Source organism: Aeromonas sp. 95A (genome assembly GCF_051919235.1).
Lineage (GTDB): Bacteria > Pseudomonadota > Gammaproteobacteria > Enterobacterales > Aeromonadaceae > Aeromonas > Aeromonas veronii.
Window position 1 is genome coordinate 942,505 of record NZ_JBQBFC010000001.1, and the last position, 21,566, is coordinate 964,070.

The 21,566-nt window shown below is 61.8% G+C and carries 21 protein-coding genes and 1 pseudogene; 3 read left to right on the top strand and 19 right to left on the bottom strand.

Annotated elements, in window-relative coordinates:
• Positions 1-95: 95 nt before the first annotated feature.
• Positions 96-1,211: an ATP-NAD kinase family protein gene (locus ACTG2U_RS04150; RefSeq protein WP_319920686.1), complete on the bottom strand. Its 1,116-nt coding sequence runs from the start codon at positions 1,209-1,211 to the stop codon at positions 96-98.
• A gap of 120 nt (positions 1,212-1,331) precedes the next feature.
• On the opposite strand from ACTG2U_RS04150, the gene ACTG2U_RS04155 reads away from it, so the two are divergent.
• Complete coding sequence (locus tag ACTG2U_RS04155) at positions 1,332-2,069, top strand: TerC family protein (protein WP_058056946.1); 738 nt, start codon at positions 1,332-1,334, stop codon at positions 2,067-2,069.
• A 96-nt stretch (positions 2,070-2,165) separates the two neighbouring features.
• Here ACTG2U_RS04155 and ACTG2U_RS04160 read toward each other — a convergent pair whose 3' ends face one another.
• The 18 genes and pseudogenes from ACTG2U_RS04160 to pspA form a co-directional block, all read right to left on the bottom strand.
• Positions 2,166-2,654, bottom strand: a complete 489-nt coding sequence (locus ACTG2U_RS04160; protein WP_005333642.1) for an OmpA family protein — start codon at positions 2,652-2,654, stop codon at positions 2,166-2,168.
• Positions 2,655-2,689: 35 nt separating this feature from the next.
• The gene (locus ACTG2U_RS04165; protein ID WP_439974084.1) at positions 2,690-3,919 is read right to left on the bottom strand and encodes a diguanylate cyclase domain-containing protein; all 1,230 of its coding nucleotides are present in this window, start codon (positions 3,917-3,919) and stop codon (positions 2,690-2,692) included.
• Positions 3,916-4,530: a YfiR family protein gene (locus ACTG2U_RS04170; protein WP_439974085.1), complete on the bottom strand. Its 615-nt coding sequence runs from the start codon at positions 4,528-4,530 to the stop codon at positions 3,916-3,918. Before ACTG2U_RS04170 ends, ACTG2U_RS04165 begins: the two co-directional genes overlap by 4 nt.
• Positions 4,531-4,661: 131 nt before the next feature.
• Positions 4,662-6,209 (bottom strand): transcriptional regulator TyrR, encoded by a 1,548-nt coding sequence (tyrR, locus tag ACTG2U_RS04175; RefSeq protein WP_005333656.1) that lies wholly within the window; start codon positions 6,207-6,209, stop codon positions 4,662-4,664.
• Positions 6,210-6,357: 148 nt separating this feature from the next.
• Positions 6,358-6,474: pseudogene (locus ACTG2U_RS04180) on the bottom strand (4a-hydroxytetrahydrobiopterin dehydratase); the annotation flags it as partial.
• Positions 6,475-6,507: 33 nt separating this feature from the next.
• Entirely contained in the window at positions 6,508-6,846 is a 339-nt protein-coding gene (locus ACTG2U_RS04185) for a 4a-hydroxytetrahydrobiopterin dehydratase (protein ID WP_439974086.1), read from the bottom strand.
• A gap of 52 nt (positions 6,847-6,898) precedes the next feature.
• A complete protein-coding gene (gene phhA / locus ACTG2U_RS04190) occupies positions 6,899-7,693 on the bottom strand; it encodes a phenylalanine 4-monooxygenase (protein WP_416245678.1) in 795 nt (264 codons plus the stop codon).
• Between the two features lie 153 nt (positions 7,694-7,846).
• Positions 7,847-9,277, bottom strand: coding sequence for a gamma-aminobutyraldehyde dehydrogenase (locus ACTG2U_RS04195; RefSeq protein WP_019444919.1), 1,431 nt, complete (start codon positions 9,275-9,277; stop codon positions 7,847-7,849).
• A 29-nt stretch (positions 9,278-9,306) separates the two neighbouring features.
• On the bottom strand, positions 9,307-10,134 hold the full coding sequence (locus tag ACTG2U_RS04200; protein WP_042062244.1) for an ABC transporter permease: 828 nt from the start codon (positions 10,132-10,134) through the stop codon (positions 9,307-9,309).
• A 35-nt stretch (positions 10,135-10,169) separates the two neighbouring features.
• Positions 10,170-11,138 (bottom strand): ABC transporter permease, encoded by a 969-nt coding sequence (locus ACTG2U_RS04205; protein WP_005346227.1) that lies wholly within the window; start codon positions 11,136-11,138, stop codon positions 10,170-10,172.
• Positions 11,135-12,148 carry an ABC transporter ATP-binding protein gene (locus ACTG2U_RS04210; RefSeq protein WP_139708577.1) on the bottom strand — a complete coding sequence of 338 codons (1,014 nt, stop codon included), beginning with the start codon at positions 12,146-12,148 and terminating at the stop codon, positions 11,135-11,137. Before ACTG2U_RS04210 ends, ACTG2U_RS04205 begins: the two co-directional genes overlap by 4 nt.
• A gap of 100 nt (positions 12,149-12,248) precedes the next feature.
• On the bottom strand, positions 12,249-13,394 hold the full coding sequence (locus ACTG2U_RS04215) for an ABC transporter substrate-binding protein (RefSeq protein WP_019444922.1): 1,146 nt from the start codon (positions 13,392-13,394) through the stop codon (positions 12,249-12,251).
• 197 nt (positions 13,395-13,591) lie between these two features.
• Positions 13,592-14,515 (bottom strand): LysR family transcriptional regulator, encoded by a 924-nt coding sequence (locus ACTG2U_RS04220; RefSeq protein WP_005346246.1) that lies wholly within the window; start codon positions 14,513-14,515, stop codon positions 13,592-13,594.
• A gap of 190 nt (positions 14,516-14,705) precedes the next feature.
• Complete coding sequence (locus ACTG2U_RS04225; RefSeq protein WP_224969910.1) at positions 14,706-15,737, bottom strand: YcjF family protein; 1,032 nt, start codon at positions 15,735-15,737, stop codon at positions 14,706-14,708.
• Between the two features lie 64 nt (positions 15,738-15,801).
• Complete coding sequence (locus tag ACTG2U_RS04230; RefSeq protein WP_429013657.1) at positions 15,802-17,208, bottom strand: YcjX family protein; 1,407 nt, start codon at positions 17,206-17,208, stop codon at positions 15,802-15,804.
• 101 nt (positions 17,209-17,309) lie between these two features.
• Positions 17,310-17,714, bottom strand: coding sequence for an envelope stress response membrane protein PspC (gene pspC / locus ACTG2U_RS04235; protein ID WP_005333670.1), 405 nt, complete (start codon positions 17,712-17,714; stop codon positions 17,310-17,312).
• Positions 17,711-17,947, bottom strand: a complete 237-nt coding sequence (gene pspB, locus ACTG2U_RS04240) for an envelope stress response membrane protein PspB (protein WP_005333672.1) — start codon at positions 17,945-17,947, stop codon at positions 17,711-17,713. Before pspB ends, pspC begins: the two co-directional genes overlap by 4 nt.
• A 3-nt stretch (positions 17,948-17,950) precedes the next feature.
• The gene (pspA, locus tag ACTG2U_RS04245) at positions 17,951-18,637 is read right to left on the bottom strand and encodes a phage shock protein PspA (RefSeq protein WP_005361184.1); all 687 of its coding nucleotides are present in this window, start codon (positions 18,635-18,637) and stop codon (positions 17,951-17,953) included.
• Between the two features lie 196 nt (positions 18,638-18,833).
• Between pspA and pspF the strand changes: the two genes are divergently transcribed.
• Together pspF and sapA are read left to right on the top strand one after the other, a co-directional pair.
• Positions 18,834-19,862 carry a phage shock protein operon transcriptional activator gene (gene pspF / locus ACTG2U_RS04250; protein ID WP_439974087.1) on the top strand — a complete coding sequence of 343 codons (1,029 nt, stop codon included), beginning with the start codon at positions 18,834-18,836 and terminating at the stop codon, positions 19,860-19,862.
• Positions 19,863-19,970: 108 nt separating this feature from the next.
• A complete protein-coding gene (gene sapA / locus ACTG2U_RS04255) occupies positions 19,971-21,566 on the top strand; it encodes an ABC transporter substrate-binding protein SapA (protein WP_041202111.1) in 1,596 nt (531 codons plus the stop codon).

The following is a 21,566-nucleotide window of genomic DNA, read 5'->3' on the forward strand; positions in this document are numbered from 1 at the left end:
CGCAGCCTCATTTGCGGCAAAAAATTCGGGGGTATGGAACCGCAATCCGGTTGATTGCAGCTCTCTGGCGCCAGGCCAGCAGCGTCCTTGGCGTCCTATTCCGGGTTGGCCACCGGGTAGATGACCTGATCCTTGTATCCTGTGGTTATTCGCAGATAACCACGCAACGCCCGGTTTAATTCGGGATCATCGGTGTCCACCAGCAGCGGCCTGCCCGCAAGGGCTGCAAGCTTGGCTTTGGTTGCCAGCACCTGGATATTGTCCAGCCCGACACACCGAATCACCTCAGGACTCAATTGCTGATTTCCGCGCCCGAACAGATGTCCCTGTCCGCCTATCAGGGTAATGATCAGTCGGCAGCGACGACCGCGGATCCGGGTCAGGATCTCGGCGGCGCTGAGATCCTGCCCGATAAGTCGGCCATTTTCCACCAGATCCACACCGAGCAAAGTATTTTCCAAACCGAGCTCTGCCATACAGGCTGCCACCGTGCTGCCGGAGCCCATCAGATAGAGGGTATCGGGCTCCATCTGCTCCACCACACCGGCGGCGAGATCCGCCAACACCAGCTCTTCGGACTCCTTGCCCCCCTGCTTGACCGCCTGTACGTAACGCAGATCACCGGGCACCTTCAGCTGGCCGTAGTGGCGGGCCCGCACCTTGCCCGCGCGAAACGCCTCCTCGTCGATGTCGCGCACCTCGGCATCGATCAGGCTGAGCAGTTCCCCTGCGATCATCCGCGCCACCACCCGCCCGCTGGCGGCGGGCGTCACCCCGTAGACGCCGGAGTGGATCTTGCACCCCGCGGGAATGCCGAGCACATGGCAAGACTCCCCCACCGCGGCGCAGATATCCCGCGCCGTGCCATCGCCACCAGCAAACAGCAGCAGATCGACCCCGGCTTCGCGCATCAGCCCGGCGGCGTGGCGGGTATCATCGGCCGAGGTGCTCTCCCCGACCGGTTGATAGATGACCCGACAGGGCAACCCCAGCTCGCGGGCCACCGCCTCCCCCATCTCTCCCGCCACCGTCAGCAGTTCAAACGGGACGCTCAGCTCGCACAGTGGCAACAAGGCTTGCCGCGCCCGCTCCTGCGCCTTGGGCACAGCGCCACGGGCCAGCGCCTCGGCCACTACACCGTCACTGCCCTTGAGCCCCACTGCGCCGCCAATCCCGGCGACCGGATTAATGATGAACCCTAATCGAAACATGCCACCCTCCCTTGCGATGGCCACCATTTTTATCTTTTCCCCCCTCTGGGACAAGCAGTGGCGCCCCTGCTAGAATGCGCTGCTTCAATTTTCCAACCAATTTTCAACCAAGGTTCAATCATGCTGGAATGGGTTCTTGATCCCTCTGCCTGGGTCGCACTCGCCACCCTTACCCTGCTCGAGATCGTGCTGGGCATCGACAACATCATCTTTATCTCCATCCTGGTCGGTCGCCTGCCGGAGGCGCAGCGTCAAAAAGCGCGAATTCTGGGTCTGGGGCTCGCCATGGGTACCCGGATCCTGCTGCTGCTCTCGCTGGCCTGGGTGATGCGCCTCACCGATCCGCTCTTCACCGTGCTGGGTGAAGCCATCTCCGGCCGCGACCTGATCCTGCTGCTGGGGGGCCTGTTCCTCATCGGCAAGAGTGCCCACGAGATCCACGTCACCCTGGAAGGGGCGGCCGAGCCGGAAAGCGTCAGCAAAGCGGCCTCGGGCTTTATCAGCACCCTGATCCAGATCGCCATCCTCGATATCGTGTTCAGCCTCGACTCGGTGATCACCGCGGTCGGCATGGCCGATCACGTGCCGGTGATGGTGCTGGCCATCATGATCGCCGTCCTCATCATGATGTTTGCCGCCAAATCCATCGGTGATTTTGTCGATGCCCACCCCACCATCAAGATGCTGGCTCTCTCCTTCCTCACCCTTGTTGGTTTCGCCCTGATGGCGGAGGGGATGGACCTGCACATTCCGAAGGGCTACATCTACTTCGCCATGGCCTTCTCGCTGGTGGTGGAGATGATCAACATCCGCCTGCGCAGCCATCACGACAATAACGGGCAAAATAGCGCGCAGTAACCCTGCCCGCACATGCCCTCGCGACCCCAGCTGTCGCGATCAAAAAGAGCGCCGATCGGGCGCTCTTTTTTTATGGGTAACGAAACGATGAAAAGGTTATTGATCGCTGATGACGATGGCAACCCGGCGGTTGGCGGCACGGCCCTCTCTGGTCTTGTTATCCGCCAGCGGCATGGTCTCGCCACGGCCATGGATCTCCAGATTGGCTGGCTTCATGCCGACCGAGACCAGCACATCGGCTACCGACTGGGCCCGCTTCAGGGAGAGCTGCTGGTTGTAGCTGCTCTCGCCGGTATTATCGGTGTGCCCATCCACCCGCGCCTTGTCCAACCCTACGCCAAGCAGTGTTTTACCCAGTTTTTCAACGGATTGACGAGTCTGGGGATTGAGCGCCCCCACGTTGTTGGCAAACAGCACCCGGTTGGCCAGATCCAGCGTCCACCCCTCATCGGTCAGATAAAAGCCCTGCTCCTTGAGCACGGCGATTTGCTCCGGGGTCAACCCCTTGGGCGCGCTCTGGCAACCGGCCAGCAGCGACAACATCAACCCCAGCAGGGTCACTTTCAACAGGTGGGTGATCTTCATGGTTTGCTCCTTGTTTATGTTGTTATTCTTGCCAGTCAGGCGATGGTTTGCTGTTCGCTGCGGCGCGCCCGTTTCGCCAGATACATGGCTGCATCGGCCTGATCACACAGCACGCTGGCACTCATGCCCGCCTGATAGACGGCAAAGCCGACACTCACCTCTGCCACCAGCTGACGACCATCACGCAGCGCCACCGGTTCGCTCATCGCCTGCTGGATGCGGCCAATCACCTCTTCCACCTCATGCTGTCGCTGGAGTGGGCCAACCAGCACCGCAAACTCGTCACCACCGAGGCGAAACACCAGATCATCCGGACGCAGTTGATGTTGCACCCGTCTTGAGAGCGCGATCAGCACATCGTCACCGGCGTTGTGCCCCAGCGTGTCATTAATTTGCTTGAAGCGATCGCAGTCGAGATAGAGCAGCGCAAACCCCTCTTGCTCGCCGAGGGAGATGGCCTGCGCGAGCCGCGCTTCAAACAGGGCGCGATTGGGCAGTCCGGTGAGGGCATCGTGAGTCGCCTGATGGAGCAGGCTGGCATTTTCGCGGGCCTGCTGGGCCTGCCAGGCTTGCAGCTCGTCCAGCAGGGAGTTGAAGTCATCCCCCAGCTCGTTAATCTCGACGATATCGGCCGGTGGCACCCGCATCCCCAAGGTGCGCTGTCGGCGTACCGAGTGGGCGACAAGTGCCAGTTTGCGCAGCGGTGCGGTGATGGAGACCTGCATCCGGTCAGCCACATAGAGTGCCACCATGGCGCTCAGCATCAGGCAAACCACCATCACCAGCAGCGCCGAGAGCAAAAACAGCAGCAGGTATTCACCGTGGTCGCGCAGCTCGATGGTGGCGATCTGCTCACCACCCCGCAGCATGGGGAGCTTGACAGGCCCCGGCATCAGCAGTTGGGCCAGATAGTCTTCGAGCGTCACCAGCGGGTTGCTTCTGGGGCGCTCCCAACTGGCAAGCAGCTGACCGTTGGTCAGCACGATAGTGGCTTGGGCCACCTCTTCCTTGGCAACGATACCACTGAGCGCCTCGCTCGCCGCCTCCTCATCGTGGAACACCACCGCCGCCTCGGCGCTGTAGCTGATGGCGCGGGCTACCAGCTCCAGATTGTGGTCGGCGTAAAAACGCACTACCAGCAGGGCCACCAGAGTAAAAAAGAGTCCTGCCACGCTGACGGCTGTGATGGCGGCCACCAGATGGGTTCGCCCCAGGCTCTGACGCAGGGTCAGACGGCGGGGAGCCGCGCTCACCTGTCGTCTCATGGGACCCCCTTGTCGGCATGGGCCAGCTTGAGCACCGCGGGATGCACCCGCACGCCGCTCAGGGCCAGGGCATCGAGGTTCACTTTAAACCGCACCCGCACGCTGTCCGGCGAGGTCTGCAGGCAGAACACCGAGCTGGTGGAACAGTCGTGGTTGTATTCGCTGATGCTGAGCACTGGGTGTCCCTGCAGGCGGGCAAACAGCGCAATCCGGGTCGGCTCGTCGAGTACCCCCAGATAGAGCACATCGCAGTGATCGCTGATGGCCGGATCGCTCGCCTCGTAACGATGGACCTGCACGGTACGGCCATTGGCCTGACGATCGATGGTAAAGAGGGCGCCGGCATATTCGGTCGGCGCCGCCACGCACATGCGCAGTACCGCAGGCTCGGTGGGCCAGCGGGTATAACTCATGATATCGAGCACCAGCTCCCTGACCGCCGTCGCCCGGCTCTCTGCGGCCGTTTCCGCCAGCGCGCGGGGCAACAGCAGGCCAAACGCAACCAACAGGAGCGCCAGACGGGCAGTTAAACGGGGGAAAAGAGTAACAGCATGATCGGGAGGTAGTCGCCTTGACAATACCGCTGCTATGGCATTGCGGTTCGGGTACATGAACCCAGATAGTAAGTTGGCTGACACTGGCCTGACAAGTCTCACCCCGCCATCATCTACCGAGTTCGTGTAAAGAAAACGGAGAGCCCGTCTGGTAACGGGCTCTCTGGTGGCAGGCAGCAAGGCGGAAATCACTTCTTGCTGATGCCGTATTCCCGCAGCTTGTTGGCGATGGCGGTATGCGACACGCCCAGGCGTTTGGCCAGCTGACGGGTCGACGGGAAGGCGGGATAGAGCCGGGCCAGCAGCTGGCTCTCGAAGCGCTTCACCGCATCGTCGAGATTCCCCTCAAACCACTCGTCGATCAGCGGCATGGTATCGGCCGCCACCGGCAGGTCGATCTGCTCGGGCCCCAGCTCATCCCCTTCCAGCAGGGTCATGGCACGGTAGAGACAGTTGCGCAGCTGGCGCACGTTGCCCGGCCAGCGGTAGGCGGTCAGGTAGTCGGCCATGTTGCGGGTAAAGCGCGGACGGGGTCGCTGCAACTCGCTGGCAAAGCGGGAGACAAACTGCTGGGCCAGCACCATGATGTCCGCCTTGCGCTCGCGCAGGGGGGGCAACGCCAGACTGAGCACGTTGAGACGGTAGTAGAGATCCTCGCGGAAGGTTCCTTCGTGCACCAGATCCAGCAACTGCTTCTGGGTGGTGCAGATGAAACGCACGTTGACCTTCACCTCCTGCTCGTCACCGACCCGGCGGAATACCCCATCCTGCAACACCCGCAAAAACTTGGTCTGCAGATGGGGAGACATGTCGCCGATCTCGTCCAGCATCAGGGTGCCGCCGCTCGCCAGCTCCAGCACGCCGCGCTTGCCCTCGGTGTTGTTGCCAAAGGCGCCGGGGGCATAACCAAACAGCTCGCTCTCGGCCACGTTATCGGGCATGGCGGCGCAGTTGAGGGCCATAAAGGGGTGGCTGGAGCGCAGGCTGGCCCCGTGACAGGCACGGGCCAGCAGCTCCTTGCCGGTGCCGGTCTCGCCGACAATCAGCAGCGGCGCGTCCTGCATCGCCAGTTTGCGCGCTTGCGACAGCACCTCTTTCATCTTGGGACTCTCGGCCTGCAGATGCTCGAAGCCCCCCACTTCCACCGCATGAAGCGCGCTGAAGTGCAGGCCGACCCGGCGGGCAGATTTGAGCACCACCACGGCCCCGGCCAGCGCCTGCTTGCCCCGGGCTTCTGCCACGAACAGCGGCATCAGATCTGCCAGATACTCTTCGCCATTGAAACTGAGCTTGCAGGTCTGCGGCTTGATCTCGCTCGCCTCCAGCCAGCGGGTGAAGGAGAAACCCTTGACCAGCGAACCGAGCGCCACGCCGCGCACCTCCTCCACCGGCAAGCCGAGGGTGGTGAGGGCAGACTGGTTGGCCTGGGTCACCTTGCCCTTGCTGTCGAGGGAGAAGACCAGATCCGGCAGCGCCTTGAGCAGCGCCTCGATCTCGTGGTGCTCTCGCTCGGAAGGCATGTAGGGGATGGTCTTGACGTCGTAGACGCCGGGAATGCGGCGGATCTCCGGCATCAGGTGCTGAAAATCACTGAACTCCAGCTCGGGAAAGTTGAGATAGATGATGCCTGAGGTATCGATTTCGATGCCGCGCAGATCGATATTGTGCTCCACCAGGCGGTCGAGCAGTTCCCGGGTCAGGCCCAGGCGGTCTTCACAGCTGACTTCAAGACGCATTCGGGACACACTTCCTAGCTAACTCTATGAATGATCGGATAATACAGTCTCGATCCCCCCAGTGCGAGCGCCAGCCCATAAAAATGCGGGCCTGCCCCGCTTTCGCAGGCAGGCCCGGGTCAACCGATGACGCTGGTGTGGGGTGCGATTACCGGAGCAACTGATCGGTGCGCGCCGCCATGATGAAGTCGTTGCGGTGTAATCCGCCGATCTTGTGCGTCCACCAGCTGACGGTCACCTTCCCCCATTCGGTCAGAAATGCAGGAAGGGGGATACTCCGCCTCAACCTGTTCTCAGATTATCTGGGCAATTGGTCTGTACGCGCAGCCATGATGAAGTCGTTGCGGTGTAATCCGCCGATCTTGTGGGTCCACCAGCTGACGGTCACCTTGCCCCACTCGGTCAGGATGGCCGGATGATGGAACTCCGCTTCCGCCAGCTCCCCCAGGCGGTTGGTAAACGCCAGCGCCTCCTTGAAGTTGCGAAATGTAAATTCTCGCCGCAGTTGCAGCGTCCCCTCCTCCACCAGCGGCTGCCAGTCGGGAATAAGCTGCATCAGCTCGCGCAGCTCCTCATCGCTCACCTTGGGGGCATCGGCGCGACACGCTTCACACTGCTGGCTGGCCAGTTCGGACATGGGTTACTCCTGCTTGAATTAATGAAAATAAAATAGGGTTGTTTGCTTTTGGTCAGCTCGCCTGTTTGCCAGCGGCAACCTCAAAACGCGGCGGATAGAGGCCAAGCCGACTGGCCTCGGCCAGAGCAGCCATGATCTCCTCCCCGGTCAGCTGGTAGAGATGATCGAGACTCGGCAGCACAAAATAGGTGGGCTGCATGATGTCGATGCGATAGGGGGTGCGCAGCACGGTCAGTAGATCGAAGGGTTGCAACAGCGGCTTGCCGGAAAGGGCATAGGCGGTCTCGCCGATAGAGGAGAGAATACCGCCGCCGTAGATACGCAGCCCGTCAGGCGTTGCCAAGAGGCCAAACTCCACGGTGAACCAGTAGAGCCGCGCCAGAAAGACCCGCTGCTCCTTGCTCGCCTGCTGCCCCAACTGGCCGTAAAGATGGGTAAAGTGAGCAAAGGCCGGATTGGTCAGCATGGCGCAGTGGCCGAAGATCTCGTGAAAGATATCGGGCTCTTGCAGGTAGTCGAGCTCGTCCCGGCGCCGGATAAAGGTCGCTACCGGAAACTGGCGATTGGCCAGCAGGGCGAAGAAGCGATCGAACGAGATAAGTGCAGGTACTGCCGCCACCGACCAGCCGGTCGCAGGCTGCAAGACGGCGTTGATCTCGGCCAGCTGGGGGATGCGATCACGGGGCAGCCCCAGCCTGTCGAGACCGGCCAGATACTCGTTACACCCCTTGCCAGCAAGAGCGGCGAACTGACGTTCGATCAGGATCTGCCAGGTGCCATGCTCTTCGTTGCTGTAGTGGATCACCCCGTCAGCATCCGGCTGGTGGGCGGTGTAGAAGGTTGCCATAGCGGTTCCATCCTCTGGCGCCATATCAAGGCGCCTTGCCGTTTCATCACGACTTCACTGTAACGAAATGGCAACAAAAAAAGCAGCCGACCCATGAGTCGGCTGCCTGAATCAGTTGTAAATAAATTGTGACAACCCGCTAACCAATCCCCACTACAGCTTGACCATGATATGGCGCGGCACCGTGTAATCCTCCAGCGCATAGAGGGAGAGATCCTTGCCGTAGCCCGACATCTTCATTCCGCCGTGGGGCATCTCGGAGGTGAGCATGAAGTGGGTATTGATCCAGGTGCAGCCATATTGCAGGTGGCTGGCCACCTTGCTGGCGAGGCTCAGATCTTTGGTCCAGACCGACGAGGCGAGGCCATAGTCCGAGTCGTTGGCCCACTGCACCACCTGCTCGGCATCGTTGAAACGGGTCACCGACACCACGGGGCCAAACACCTCGCGGCGCACGATCTCATCCTCCTGACGGGCCCCGACAATCAGGGTCGGCTCGAAGAAGAAGCCGTTGCCGGGGCGGATCTTGCCCCCCGCCGTCACCTCCACATGACCGCTGCTCTGGGCCCGCTCGACAAAGCTGGCGACCCGGTTGCGCTGTCTGTCCGAGATAAGCGGCCCCATCTCCACACCCTCCTCGTACTGGCTGCCCACCTTGATGGAAGCCACCGCATCGGTCATGGCTGCGACGAACTTGTCGTAGATCTTGCCCTGGGCATAGATACGACAGGCGGCGGTGCAATCTTGCCCTGCATTGTAGAAACCGAAGGTGCGAATGCCCGCCACCACCGCCTCCAGATCCGCATCGTCGAAGATAATCACCGGCGCCTTGCCCCCCAACTCAAGGTGGGTACGCTTCATGGTGCGGGCGGCGCTCTGCAGGATCTTCTGGCCGGTGGCGATATCGCCGGTGAGCGACACCATCCGCACCAGCGGGTGCTCCACCAGCGGCGCCCCCACACTCTCGCCCCGCCCGCAGATGACGTTGATAACGCCGCGGGGAAAGATCTCGCTGGCCAGCTCAGCCAAACGCAGCGCGGTAAGCGGGGTCTGCTCGGAGGGTTTGAGCACCACCGTATTGCCCGCCGCCAGCACCGGCGCCATCTTCCAGGCCGCCATCATCAGCGGGTAGTTCCAGGGGGCAATACTGCCCACAACACCTATGGGGTCGCGGCGGATCATGCTGGTGTGCCCCTCGAGATACTCCCCCGCCAGCGGCCCTTGCAGGCAGCGGGCCGCCCCGGCAAAGAAGCGGAAGCAGTCCACCACCGCGGGCAGCTCGTCATTGAGCACAGCCAGATAGGGTTTGCCGCAGTTGAGGGATTCGAGCGCCGCAAACTCCTCGGCGTGGCGCTCGACGAGATCCGCCAGACGCAGCAGCAGGTTGCTGCGCTGGGCAGGGGTGGTGCGGCTCCACTGGGCGAAGGCGCGCTGGGCACCGTTCACCGCCCGGTTCACCTGTTCGAACGAGGCTTCGGGCACGGCGGCGATCTGTTCGCCGTTGGCCGGGTTGAGAATAGGTTCGGCCTGCCCCTCGCCGGTCACAAACTGGCCATCAATCAAGAGTTGGGTAGAGAGTTTCATGGTTGCATCCTTGCGCACGCGTTGAGTCATCATTTGCCACTGCCAGCGACATCATGGGTGTCGCGAGTGAGGTAGTAGGCAAGCAAAATAGGGATAGTGGTGAAGGCCACTATGATGAGGGCCACCACGTTGGTGACCGGCCTGTCACGGGGACGGATCAGCTCCTGATACATCCAGATGGGCAGGGTGGTCTGCTGGCCCGCCGTAAAGGTGGTGACGATCACTTCGTCAAAACTTAGGGCAAAGGCCAGCATGCCCCCCGCCAGCAGCGCCGTGGCCAGATTGGGCAGGATCACGTAGCGCAGGGTCTGGAAGCCGTCGGCCCCGAGATCCATCGACGCCTCGATGAGGCTCTGGTTGGTGCGGCGAAAACGGGCCAGCGCATTGTTGTAGACCACCACCACACAGAAGGTGGCGTGGCCGATAACGATGGTCCAGAAGCTGAACGGGATCTCCATCAGGCCGTAGGCCGAGCGCAGCGCGATACCGGTGACGATACCGGGCAGCGCGATGGGCAGCACCAGCAACAGCGACACCACCTCCTGACCGAAGAAGCGGCTGCGGGCAATGGCCCCTGCTGCCAAGGTGCCGAGGATCATGGCCGCCAGTGTCGCCAGCCCTGCGACCTCCAGTGACAGCTGGATGGCACGCCACACATCGGGGCGATTGAGGGTTACCTCGAACCATTTGAGAGTGAGTCCGGGGGGCGGAAACTGGTAACTCTTGCTCTCGCTGGTGAAGGCGTAGAGGAAGATAAACAGAATGGGAAAGTGCAGGAACAAGAGCCCGCCGATGGCGGCGTACTTGAGCAGGCCCGAAGGGCGCTGTCCCTGACTGATCACTGAGCTAGCTGACATGACGGCCTCCTTGCTGCCGGTTCAGAGCGAGATGGTCAAAGCGCATCAAAAGCCCCCAGTCGTTTCGCAATCGCCAGATAGATGGCGATGATAAGGATCGGCACCAGCGAGAAGGCGGCGGCAAAGGGCAAGTTGCCCGCCGTCCCCTGCTGCATGTAGACCACCTGACCGATATACATGGTCGAGTTGCCAATGATGCCGGGGATGATGTAATCACCGAGGGTCAGCGAGAAGGTGAAGATGGAGCCCGCCACCACACCGGGCAACGCCAGCGGCAGGATCAGGTTGCGAAAGGTCTGGGCGGGTGTCGCCCCCAGATCGCTGCTCGCCTCCAAGAGGGATCGCGGTATACGCTCCACCGCCGCCTGAATGGGCAGGATCATGAAGGGCAGCCAGACATAGACGAACACGATAAAGGTGCCGAGCCGCGAGAAGGAGAGCGACGGGCCACCTATCACCGGCAAGGAGAGGATGGCATCGAGCAGCCACTCCAGCCCCATGCTGTCTGCCAGCCAGCTTACTACCCCCTCCTTGGCCAAGATCAGCTTCCAGGCGTAGACCCGCACCAGATAGCTGGACCAGAGCGGCAGCATGATCCCCACATAGAACAGCGCCCGGGTCTTGCCACTGGTGTAGCGTGCCATGTAGTAGGCAACCGGAAAACCGAGCAGGGCGCAGGCCAGGGTCACCAGCAGCGACATGCCGACGGTGCGGCCGATCACATCCAGATTCTCCGGCCGCAGCAGGGCGACGAAGTTTTGCAGCCCCAGCTCGTGGCGCACCTGACCGCTGAACTCGTCCAGCCCGAACAGAGAGTTGGAGAGCAGCATCAGCAAGGAGCCGACATAGATGATGCCGAGCCACAGCAGCGGCGGCCCCAGCAGGATCGCCAGCAGCAGGCCGGGTCGACCATAGAGCAGGGTCGAGAGGCGCCGCAGCGGCCTGAAACGGGCAGGTTCGGGCTGATGGTTCATGGCAAGACTCGCACTGTGAGGGGCACTCATGGCTGCGCCCCCTGATGGGCGCCGCTCAGGCGATGGATAGCCTGCTCCGGCCAGCTGAGGCTGACCCTGCTGCCACGCGCCAGACGGGCCTGCCCCTCATTGGGGTGATTGACGATGATCTCGAGCTGCTCCCCGAGATCAACCCGATAACGGACGAAGGGGCCCAGATACTCCACCTCGCGGATCTCCCCCGACCAGCCCGGCGTGCCCGCCTCAGCGAGCCGGATCCGCTCCGGGCGCACCATCATCTGGCTGCCGTCGCCGCACAGCCGTCTGGCCTGCTCCCCTTCGAACAGATTGACAGTACCGACGAAGCGGGCCACAAACGGCGTCGCCGGAGCGTCGTAGATGGTATCGGGGGCGGCTATCTGCTCAATCTTGCCCTGACTGAAGATGCAGATCCGGTCGCTCATGGAGAGCGCCTCCTGCTGATCGTGGGTGACGAAGATAAAGGTGATGCCCAACTGGCGTTGCAACGCCTTGAGCTCAAGCTGCATCTGCTCGCGCAACTTGAGATCGAGGGCCCCCAGCGGCTCGTCCAGCAGCAGGATGCGTGGCTGGTTGATAAGCGCCCGGGCGATGGCGATGCGCTGGCGCTGGCCGCCGGAGAGCTGGCTTGGTCGGCGCTTGCCGACCCCGGGCAGTCGCACCAGCTCCAGCATCTCGTCCACCTTGCGGTAACGCTCAGCCTTGGCGACCCCCTTGAGCATCAGGCCATAGCCGATGTTGTCGCGCACATCCATGTTGGGAAACAGGGCATAGTCCTGAAACACGGTATTGAGGTTGCGATCGTAGGGGGGCACGGTGGAGCAGGGTTCGCCAAACAGGCGGATCTCCCCGTCGCTCGGGTACTCGAAGCCCGCGATCATCCGCAGGCAAGTGGTCTTGCCGGAACCGCTCGGCCCCAGCAGGGTAAAGAATTCCCCGGAGGGGATCTGGAAAGAGATGTCATCGACCGCCTTCACCTCGCCATAGTGGCGGCTGACCCGGTCAAATTGTACGGCGTTCATGGGGCATCCTTGTCTGTGCTGGGATGGGCCGGACTCCTGTCCGGCCCGCTTGATTATTCGGTTTGAGCAACTGTGCAGAGGAAACGCTGCTCACCCCACCTCAGCGACCGCCCAGAATGGCGATATAGTCGGAAACCCAGCGGTAATAGGGCACGCAAGTTCCCTGGCTCTTGCACTGGGAGACCGGAGTGCGCCAGAAGCGAACCCGATCGAAGTTGTCGATACCGTTGGTTTTGCACCCGGTCGGGCCCAGCAGGGCATTGCCCTCGCAGGCGGCAGGTACCACAGGCACCGAGCCAAACCAGGCGGCGAGATCCCCCTGCAGCTTGTTGCTCAGAGAGTGCTCCAGCCACTTGTAAGCGCAGGTGAGGTTCTTGGCATCGCTGTGCACCATGCTGGTATCGGCCCAACCGGTCACGCCCTCTTTCGGCACAGTGGTGGCGATGGGCTGCTTGTCGGCGATCAGGGCGTTGGCCTGGAATGGCCAGGAGCCTGACGCAACCACCCCTTCGTTCTTGAAGTCATCGATCTGGACGAAGGCATCATGCCAGTAGCGTCCCACCAGCTGGCGCTGCTTGCGCAGCAGATCGAGGGAGGCCTTGTACTGATCCTCGTTCAGCTCGTAAGGATCCTTGATGCCCAGTGCGGGCTGATGGGTCATCAGATAGAGGGCGGCATCGGCGATGTGGATCGGGCCGTCAAAGGCCTGCACCCGCCCCTTGTTGGACTTGCCATCCGCCAGGGTCTGTTCCTCGAATACCACGTTCCAGGAGTCCGGTGCCTTGGGGAACACCTTGGTATTGTACATCAGGATATTGCCGCCCCACTGGTAGGGCACGCCGTAGTGCTTGCCATCCACTGTGTGCCAGGGGGCATTTTGCAGCCGGGGATCAATCTTGCTGTAGCTCGGGATGAGCGCCAGATTGAGCGCCTGCACCTTGCCACCGGCAATCAGACGCAGACTGGCATCGCCGGAGGCGGTCACCAGATCGAAGCCCCCCTCGTTCATCAGCGCCACCATCTCGTCCGAGGTGGCCGCCGTCTTGACGCTCACCTTGCAGCCGGTCTCTTTCTCGAATCCGGTCACCCAGTCGTAGTTCTTGTCGGTCTCGCCACGCTCAACGTAGCCAGCCCAGGCCACGATATTGAGCTGGCCTTCACCCTTGCCGAGCTCGGTCGGGGCAGCCTGGGTCTGGCCTGCCAGCAGCGCCGGCACAAGAGCCAGCATCAGAGGGGTCAATTTCATCATGCACTCCTTGCATTGTGTTGACTTGCATCAGGTGAAGGAACGCCGCCATGGGCGTTAACATCCTGTTAACCAGCAATGAGCTTAGGGGAGTGGCAATACGATGAATATTTCAATTTTTGGTGGCTCAGGTATCAGCTAAATCGATATCGAGTGCAGATGAATCTGATTTTTGGTGGCTACCCCGCAAGAGATGGCTAGCGAGGGAGCGCCTGACGAGCTCTCAATCGGCTCTGATCCCGTGCGATATCGATAAATTCCCGCGCCGTCCAATCCAGCCGAGAACCACGGCGCCACACCAGACCGATATCGATGGCGGGAATGGGCTCCTTGATGGGGCGCGCCTCGACCCGCTCCTGCTCCAGCGACCAGGGGCGATAGGCAAAATCGGGCAACAGGGCGACCCCGAGCTGGCTCGCCACCAGACTGCGCACAGCCTCCACCGATGCGGTGCGCAGTACGATACGGGGGGAGATGCCGTAGCGGCGCAGGCCGCCACCGATGATCTGATCGAGCTGATCGGCGGTCAGCGAGATCATCGGCTCCTCCCCCAGCGCGGTGAGCGAGAGGGTCGACTCGGCGCAGAGCGGGTGGTTGGCGGCCAGCCAGAGCCGCAGCGGCGAACGGGTCAGCAATTCGGTATCAAACGCCTCTTGCCGGATGGTGCGGTTGGTCATCAGGATCCCCACATCCACCTCGCCGTTGACGATCTGGTGCTCCAGAAAAGGCTGTTCATCCTCCTTCACCTCGATCTGTACCGCCGGAAAGGCGCGGCGAAAGCGGCCAAGCGCCTCTGAGAGGTAGTAACCCGCCACCAGGGTGGTCACGCCGATGGTGAGTCGCCCCTGATCCTGTTGGGCCACCGCTTTGAGGGAGTGGCTCGCCTCGGTCATGGCGCCGAGAATACGGCGGGCGTGGAGCAAAAACTGGTGGCCCTGAGTGGTGAGGGTGACGCCACGCGGGTTGCGCTCGAATAGCGGGGCGCCGAGCTCGGTCTCCAGCTCGCGAATGGCGCTGGTGACCGCCGACTGGGAGATATGCAGCTCGGCGGCGGCACGACTCACTGAGAAGCTGTCGGCCACGGCCACGAAATAGCGGATCTGGCGAAAGGTAAAGTTCATCGGGCATCCTTGCCGATTGGTTCGATGAGTGTGATTGGTAAGATTGACTGCCAGCTTAACCGTAAACGGGCGTCTCGCCAAAACCGGGCACTGCTGCCAACTCAATGATCTGCCGATTAAAACCATGCCCCTGCGGCTTGGCGAGCACAACAGGGGCATGGGTCATCGCAGCAAGGTGCAGACAGGGCTATCAGGATTTGTTGAGATACCCCGCCAGCTGGCCGATCAGCCGCTTGCGCAGCTCGCCGAGTTTGGGTTTCTCGTCCGCACACCAGGGCAACGGGCGGCACGCCTCTATGGTGCGCAGGCCAAGGCGGGCGGTGAGCAGCCCGGCGCCCACCCCTTGCGCCGCGCGGGCAGAGAGCTTGGCGGCAAACTCGGCGCCCAGCAAGTCCATCCCCACCTCGGTCACCAGCTCGGTGGCACCGGCGTAGAGCATGTTGCGAAACACCTGACGGATGAGGCGTATGCGGCTCCAGTAGCCGAGCTCGATGGCGTAGACATCGGCGATATCCTCGATCATCCGCAGGTTGCGCCACAGCATCAGCATCATGTCGACGGTAGCGAGCGGACTCAACGCCACCAGCACAGCGGCCTCCCCCGACCATTTGGCCACCCGCGCCTGGGCCAGCTTGTCACGCTCGCCGAGTACCAGCTGGCTATAGAGGGTCAGCACTTCCCGATCGCTGTGGCTCTCGTCGATCTGGGCCAGCCAGGTTTGATACCCCTCGCGCCCCTTGTCGCCACTTTTGACCGCCAACCCTTCGCAAAAGGCCTGCCCCTGCCCGACTCCCTGATGAGCAAGCAGATCTTCTGCGCGCGAGCGCACATCCTGACGCCGCTTGAGGGTGCGCAGCCGCAGCCACTCACGCCCCACCACGCTGGCGGTACCCGCCGCCACCAGCGCCGAGGCTGCCAGCCAGGCGCTGCCCCAGAGCGGGGTGGTGAGGAATTGATCGTAAAGAAAGGCGCCATACTGGCCCAACGAGAGCAGACCGACCGCCCCCAGCCCCCACGCCAGCAGCCGATGACGGCGACGCGGTTTGATGACGAGGGCGCTCTCCACCTCGGTGAACTCGTCCAGCTCGTCGAGGCGTTCGAAACTTGCCTCCTCCAGCCGCTGAGCTGGTGCGGGCGGTCGCTCGTCACTGGCCACCGTCAAGGCAGGCTCAAGGATCACCTTGCCCTGCAGCGGTGGCCGCTCTTTTATCTGATCGTTCATCGCCTTATTCTCCTGAAAACAGTCTCCTGCGGGCGGCGCAGGAAACAAACCCTGCCGCACACCGTTATTCGAGGTGATCCCCGAGCAGAAACTCCAGCGCTGCATCGAGCCGGATATGGGGCAGCGCCTGATGGGGGCTCATGGGCATGGGGCGAAACGCCTGAAAATCAAAACCCTGACTGTTCCACCACTGTGCGGGGGGAATATGGGGCGGCACCTCCCCGGGGAACAGCAGCAGCGGCTCACCGCTCAGGCTGGTGCCGCGGATGGCGGGGAACTCGCGGCCATTGGCCATCCCCTTGCCCACCTCGGTCGCCTTGATGGCGGCGAGCGCCAGACACTCGGTGGTGATCCCCTCAAAACGGGCCTGACCGCGACCGCTGCGCACCAGATGCTGGAGCAGGGAGACCATGGGCGCATGCTGTTCGGGGGTGACGTGATCGGCCTTGCTCGCCACAAAGAGCAGCTTGTCGATACGGGGCGAAAAGAGCCGCCGCCACCAGTTGCTTTTGCCGTAGGCAAAGCTCTCCATGATGCGGGCGATGGCCTGCTGCATGTCGCCAAAGCTGGCCGCCCCGGCGTTAAGCGGCTGCAGGCAATCCACCAGCACGATCTGGCGATCAAAGCCGGCAAAGTGCTGCTCATAAAAACCCTGCACCAGATGCTGCTTGTACTGCTCGAAGCGCTGCTTGAGAGTGGCGTAAAGAGTGCCATCGGCGGGCTCGCCGACAGGCATCTCCCACACCCAGGGGACAAATTGCAGCATGGGAGCACTGGCATACTCGCCCGGCAACACGAAACGGCCGGGCTGGATCAGGTGCAATCCCAATTCCTGTTTGCAAGCATGCAGATAGGCGGTGTAACGCTCGGCTAGCTCAGCCACCGGCCGCTCTTCGAAGTGCTGATCGGCCTGCCACCCGGGTGTCAGCCAGCTGGCGGCAAGAGCCTGCAGCTCTGGGCGACGAAGCTGCTCGCGCACCTGTTCGCTCCACTGCTCGTAGCTCATCTCAAGGAGCGGCAAGTCGAGCAGCCACTCCCCGGGGTAGTCCACCAGATCCACGTAGAGGGTGGAGATCTCCCCCAGATGTTTGCGCAGGGGATGACGGGTGCGATAGCGAATTTCGAGACGCACCTCGGCCACGCCGCGGGTGGGCTCGGGCCAGGCAGGTGGATCGCCAAACAGGGAGTCGAGGCCACGCTCGTAGGCAAAGGTGGGGATGTGGGCATTGAGCTGCGGCACCCGGCGGGCACCGAGGATGCGCCCCTGACGCAGGGCATCCCACAACGGCAAACGGCCGTCGATGGCCGCGTGTTCCAGCTGGTTGACCAGCGCCGTGATAAAGGCGGTTTTGCCGCTGCGAGAGAGGCCGGTCACCGCCAGCCGAATATGGCGATCCCGCACCCGGTTCACCACGTCGTTCGCCTTGTGTTGCAGGCGAGTCAACTTCTGTTCCAGTTTATTGAGTATCAAGGCTTGACCCGTTCTCCCTTGGTGGTTGCATCTGGATAGCTGGTGTCGATGGTGGCGCATCACGGGAGGCGCCGCCATCGACATGGGGGCTTCAGCAAAAACTACAGCTTGCGAAATTCCCGCTGCAGGGTGAACTCCCTTGAGGTCACCAGCTTCTCGATCCGCTGAACTCTGGGCTCCAGCGCGTCAAGTTCCTGCGCGATGCGGCCCAGCGCCTGATGAGGGGTGATCCCCGCCTGCCAGCTGCGCGCTTTCATCCGCACCTCGGCAAAGTCGGCATCCTCTTGCGAATAGAGGGTGACCGGCTTTTTATCGAGCAAGAACCAGGCAGCGATATAGGCGGTGAAGGTGATGAAACCGGCGAAGATAAGGCCACTGATGGCGAGCAGCCGCACGATCCAGGTCTCCACCCCGAAATACTCAGCCAAACCGGCACAGATCCCGGCTATCTTGCCACGCTGGGGATCACGATAGAGGTTACGCCCTTCACGACTGACACTGCTCATACCTTGTTCCTCCAACCGGGTACTTCTGCATCCAGAATCGACTCCAGCGCGCCCACTCGCTCCTGCATCTTCTCGGTGCGAGCCAGCAGCCCTTGCAGCTGTTCCCGCTCGCTATCGGCAAGACCGGCGCCAATCCGCCCCTTGGCCCGGTAGTGCAGCACCAGCCAGATGGGGGCTACCACCACCATGAAGACCACCATGGGAACCATCAATACGCCCAGCAGATCTTCCATCTGTTACTCCCCCTGTTTGCCTTCGCTTTTGCTGTCGCCCTGGCCCAGCTTCTGGCGCATGGCTTCCAGCTCACGACTTATCTGATCGTCCACTTCCAGCTCGGCAAACTGCTGCGCCAGCGCCTTGTCGGACTGACCCAGATCGGCGCGCGCTTCCATTTCGTCGATGCGACGCTCCATCCGCTCAAACTTGCTCACCACCGCCTGGCTCTCGCCACGGGCTACCTGGCTCTGCACATTGAGACGGCTGCTGGCCGCTTCGGTGCGAATGGCCATCGCCTTTTGACGGGCGCGGGCATCTTCCAGCTTGGCTTCGAGCTGGCGGATCTCCTCACCCAGCTTCTCGATGCCGCTGTCGACCGCCTGCTGCTCGCGGTAGAGGGTCTCTGACAACTCGGTCTGTTTCTTCTTCTCGATAAGGGCGGCGCGGGCCAGATCTTCACGTCCCTTGGTCAGGGCCAGCTCGGCCTTGGCTTGCCACTCGTCGACCCGCTCCTGATGACGGGCGACCTGACGACCAATCTCTTTCTGGCTGGCGAGGAAGCGGGCCAGATTGGAACGTTCCTTGACCAGCTCGTCCTCCATCTCCTGGATGATCAGGCGCACCATCTTCTGGGGATCTTCTGCCTTGTCGAGCAGGGCCGTCAGGTTGGAATTGATGATGTCGGCCAGACGGGAAAAAATACTCATGATTGCACTCCTGTTATTGGCATGGCGTTGTTTCTCCATTGACAATGGCAACTTGTGTGCCAATCTGGAACAAAATTTAACTTGTTGATTTATATGGGGCAGAATAGCCGGATTGCAAGATGCCTCGCGCAAGTGATGATTAAAATCACCAACTTTTGGTAAGATTGACCAGCTTTTACAACTGACAGGGATCACTATGACCACGGCCACGGAAAGCCTGCTGGGGGAATCCAACGCATTTCTCGAGATCATTGAGCAGGCCTCACGGCTCGCCTCGCTGCGCAAACCCGTGCTGATCATCGGTGAGCGGGGGACGGGCAAGGAGCTGATCGCCCACCGCCTACATTATCTCTCGGCGCGCTGGGATCAAAGCTTTGTCACCATCAACTGCGCCACCCTGAGCGAGAGCCTGCTGGAGACCGAGCTGTTCGGTCACGAAGCGGGATCGTTTACCGGCGCGGCCAAGCGGCATCAGGGCCGCTTCGAGCGGGCCGATGGCGGCACCCTCTTCCTCGACGAGCTGGCCACCACCAGCGCCAGGGTGCAGGAGAAGTTGCTGCGGGTCATCGAGTATGGCGAGTTCGAGCGGGTGGGTGGGGCCAAGCCCCTCAAGGTGGATGTGCGACTGGTCTGCGCCACCAACGAGGATCTCCCTGCGCTGGCTGACAAGGGGCAGTTTCGCCACGATCTGCTCGACCGGCTCGCGTTTGATGTGATCACCCTCCCCCCCTTGCGGGAGCGGCGGGAAGATATCCTGATGCTGGCGGAGCACTTCGCCCACAGCATGACCCGGGAGCTGGGCTATCCGCTGTTTGCCGGTTTCTCGCGCAAGGCAACCCAGCTACTGCTGGATTACCACTGGCCGGGTAACGTGCGGGAGCTGAAGAACGTGGTGGAGCGCAGTATCTATCGTCAGGGCAATCCCCAGCTGCCGCTCTCGACACTGGTGCTCAACCCGTTTGATTCCCCCTGGCGACCACAGGTCACGCAACCTGCGCAAGAGGCCCGAAGCGAGGTACAATCTGCATCCCCCCTTGCGTTGCCGCTCGATCTCAAGCAGGCGGTGGCGGAGTACGAGATTAATTTACTCAAGCAAGCGATGCAGCAATCCCAGTATAATCAGCGCAAAGCCGCTCAACTGCTGGCCTTAAGCTATCACCAGTTCCGTGGCATGCTACGCAAATATCAGCTGCTGGATGGCGATAACGATGCAGAACAAGAGTGAAGGAGCGCGGTTGATGCCGACTCCAGCAACACGCCAGCCTTCGCGCTGGCACATTTGTATCAAAACGTGCGTACAAAACCCCTATAAGAACATGGTTCAACAATGAGAATGCTCACACCCTTGCTGCTGGGTCTGCTGGTGCTGGTCACCGGCTGCCAGAAGCAACCCGAGGCCTCCAAAACCGGACTCATCTATTGTGCTGAGGGATCCCCCCTCTCCTTCAATCCCCATGTTTCCAACTCCGGGGTGACACTGGATGCCAGTGCCCGTCCGCTCTACGACCGCCTGCTGGAGGTGAACCCCAACACCCTGGCGCTGGAGCCGGCGCTCGCCACCAACTGGCATGTCAGCGAGGATGGCCTCACCTATACCTTGACCCTGCGCAAGGGGGTGACGTTTCACCATACCCCCTGGTTCAAGCCCACCCGCACTTTCAATGCCGATGATGTGGTATTTACCTATGCCCGCCAGCTTGACGAACAGCACCCCTATCACAATGTCTCCGGCGGCGATTACCCCTACTTCTACAGCCTGGGGCAAGATCTGCTGATCAAGCGGGTGAGCAAGAAGGGGCCGCAGACGGTGGTATTCGAGCTGAATCAGCCGAACGCCTCCTTCCTCGCCACCCTGGCCAGCGACTATGCGGTGATCCTCTCCGCCGAATACGCCGAGCAGATGTTGCAGGCGGGCACGCCAGCCCTGCTGGATAGCCGCCCCATCGGCACCGGGCCGTTCAGCTTCAAGGAGTATCGCCACAACGAGTTCATTCGCTATCTGCGCCACCCCGGCTACTGGGGTGGAGATGCCAAGATTGAACAGCTGGTCTACGACATCACCCCCAAATCCGCCAAACGGCTGGCCAAGCTGCTGACCGGCGAGTGCGACGTGATGAGCACCCCTTCCGCCAGCCAGCTCTCGGTGATCAAGCAAAATCCGGCGCTCAGTCTCTCGGTCCAGTCGGGGATGAACGTCGCCTTTTTGGCCCTCAATACCCGCAAGCCGCCGTTCAACAACGTCAAGGTGCGTCAGGCCATTGCCAGCGCCATCAATATCGACAACCTGCTTCAGGCGGTCTATTTCGATACCGGCCTGCCCGCCAACAGCCTGCTGCCGACCCTCTCATGGGGGTACAACCCGAGCCTGCCCGAGCGCAAACCCGATCTGAAACGGGCGCGCCAGCTGCTCAAGGAGGCGGGACTGGAGAAAGGGTTCGAGATGCAGGTGCTGGTGCAACCGGACGCCCGCCCCTACAACCCGGATGCGGTCAAGACCGCCCAGCTGATCCGCAGCGATCTGGCCAAGGTCGGGATCAAGCTCAAGATCGTGCAACGGGAGTGGCCGGTGATCGAAGGCCGCCTCACCAAGGGGCAGTACGACAGTCTGCTCTCCGGCTGGATTGCCGACAACGCCGATCCGGACAACTTCTTCCGCCAGCTGCTGAGCTGCTCGGCAGTGGAGCGCGGCAACAACTACAGCCGCTGGTGTAGCCCGGCCTTCGATCAGTTGCTGGATGATGCGGTCACCACGCCCCAGCTCTCGTTCCGGCTGCGCAACTACTACTATGCCCAGACCCTGCTCAACGAACAGCTGCCGCTGATCCCGCTGGCGCACGCCTTGCGTACCCAGGTCAGCCGCAGCGACATCGAGGGGCTGACGCTGATGCCCTTTGGTGGCACCTCCTTCAACCAGGCTCACAGGGAGTAA

Excerpts from the sequence above, each read along its gene's own strand:
- ACTG2U_RS04150 (WP_319920686.1), bottom strand. The coding sequence starts at position 1,211 with ATGTTTCGATTAGGGTTCATCATTAATCCGGTCGCCGGGATTGGCGGC.
- ACTG2U_RS04155 (WP_058056946.1), top strand. The coding sequence starts at position 1,332 with ATGCTGGAATGGGTTCTTGATCCCTCTGCCTGGGTCGCACTCGCCACC.
- ACTG2U_RS04160 (WP_005333642.1), bottom strand. The coding sequence starts at position 2,654 with ATGAAGATCACCCACCTGTTGAAAGTGACCCTGCTGGGGTTGATGTTG.
- ACTG2U_RS04165 (WP_439974084.1), bottom strand. The coding sequence starts at position 3,919 with ATGAGACGACAGGTGAGCGCGGCTCCCCGCCGTCTGACCCTGCGTCAG.
- ACTG2U_RS04170 (WP_439974085.1), bottom strand. The coding sequence starts at position 4,530 with ATGTACCCGAACCGCAATGCCATAGCAGCGGTATTGTCAAGGCGACTA.
- tyrR (WP_005333656.1), bottom strand. The coding sequence starts at position 6,209 with ATGCGTCTTGAAGTCAGCTGTGAAGACCGCCTGGGCCTGACCCGGGAA.
- ACTG2U_RS04185 (WP_439974086.1), bottom strand. The coding sequence starts at position 6,846 with ATGTCCGAACTGGCCAGCCAGCAGTGTGAAGCGTGTCGCGCCGATGCC.
- phhA (WP_416245678.1), bottom strand. The coding sequence starts at position 7,693 with ATGGCAACCTTCTACACCGCCCACCAGCCGGATGCTGACGGGGTGATC.
- ACTG2U_RS04195 (WP_019444919.1), bottom strand. The coding sequence starts at position 9,277 with ATGAAACTCTCTACCCAACTCTTGATTGATGGCCAGTTTGTGACCGGC.
- ACTG2U_RS04200 (WP_042062244.1), bottom strand. The coding sequence starts at position 10,134 with ATGTCAGCTAGCTCAGTGATCAGTCAGGGACAGCGCCCTTCGGGCCTG.
- ACTG2U_RS04205 (WP_005346227.1), bottom strand. The coding sequence starts at position 11,138 with ATGAGTGCCCCTCACAGTGCGAGTCTTGCCATGAACCATCAGCCCGAA.
- ACTG2U_RS04210 (WP_139708577.1), bottom strand. The coding sequence starts at position 12,148 with ATGAACGCCGTACAATTTGACCGGGTCAGCCGCCACTATGGCGAGGTG.
- ACTG2U_RS04215 (WP_019444922.1), bottom strand. The coding sequence starts at position 13,394 with ATGAAATTGACCCCTCTGATGCTGGCTCTTGTGCCGGCGCTGCTGGCA.
- ACTG2U_RS04220 (WP_005346246.1), bottom strand. The coding sequence starts at position 14,515 with ATGAACTTTACCTTTCGCCAGATCCGCTATTTCGTGGCCGTGGCCGAC.
- ACTG2U_RS04225 (WP_224969910.1), bottom strand. The coding sequence starts at position 15,737 with ATGAACGATCAGATAAAAGAGCGGCCACCGCTGCAGGGCAAGGTGATC.
- pspC (WP_005333670.1), bottom strand. The coding sequence starts at position 17,714 with ATGAGCAGTGTCAGTCGTGAAGGGCGTAACCTCTATCGTGATCCCCAG.
- pspB (WP_005333672.1), bottom strand. The coding sequence starts at position 17,947 with ATGGAAGATCTGCTGGGCGTATTGATGGTTCCCATGGTGGTCTTCATG.
- pspA (WP_005361184.1), bottom strand. The coding sequence starts at position 18,637 with ATGAGTATTTTTTCCCGTCTGGCCGACATCATCAATTCCAACCTGACG.
- pspF (WP_439974087.1), top strand. The coding sequence starts at position 18,834 with ATGACCACGGCCACGGAAAGCCTGCTGGGGGAATCCAACGCATTTCTC.
- sapA (WP_041202111.1), top strand. The coding sequence starts at position 19,971 with ATGCTCACACCCTTGCTGCTGGGTCTGCTGGTGCTGGTCACCGGCTGC.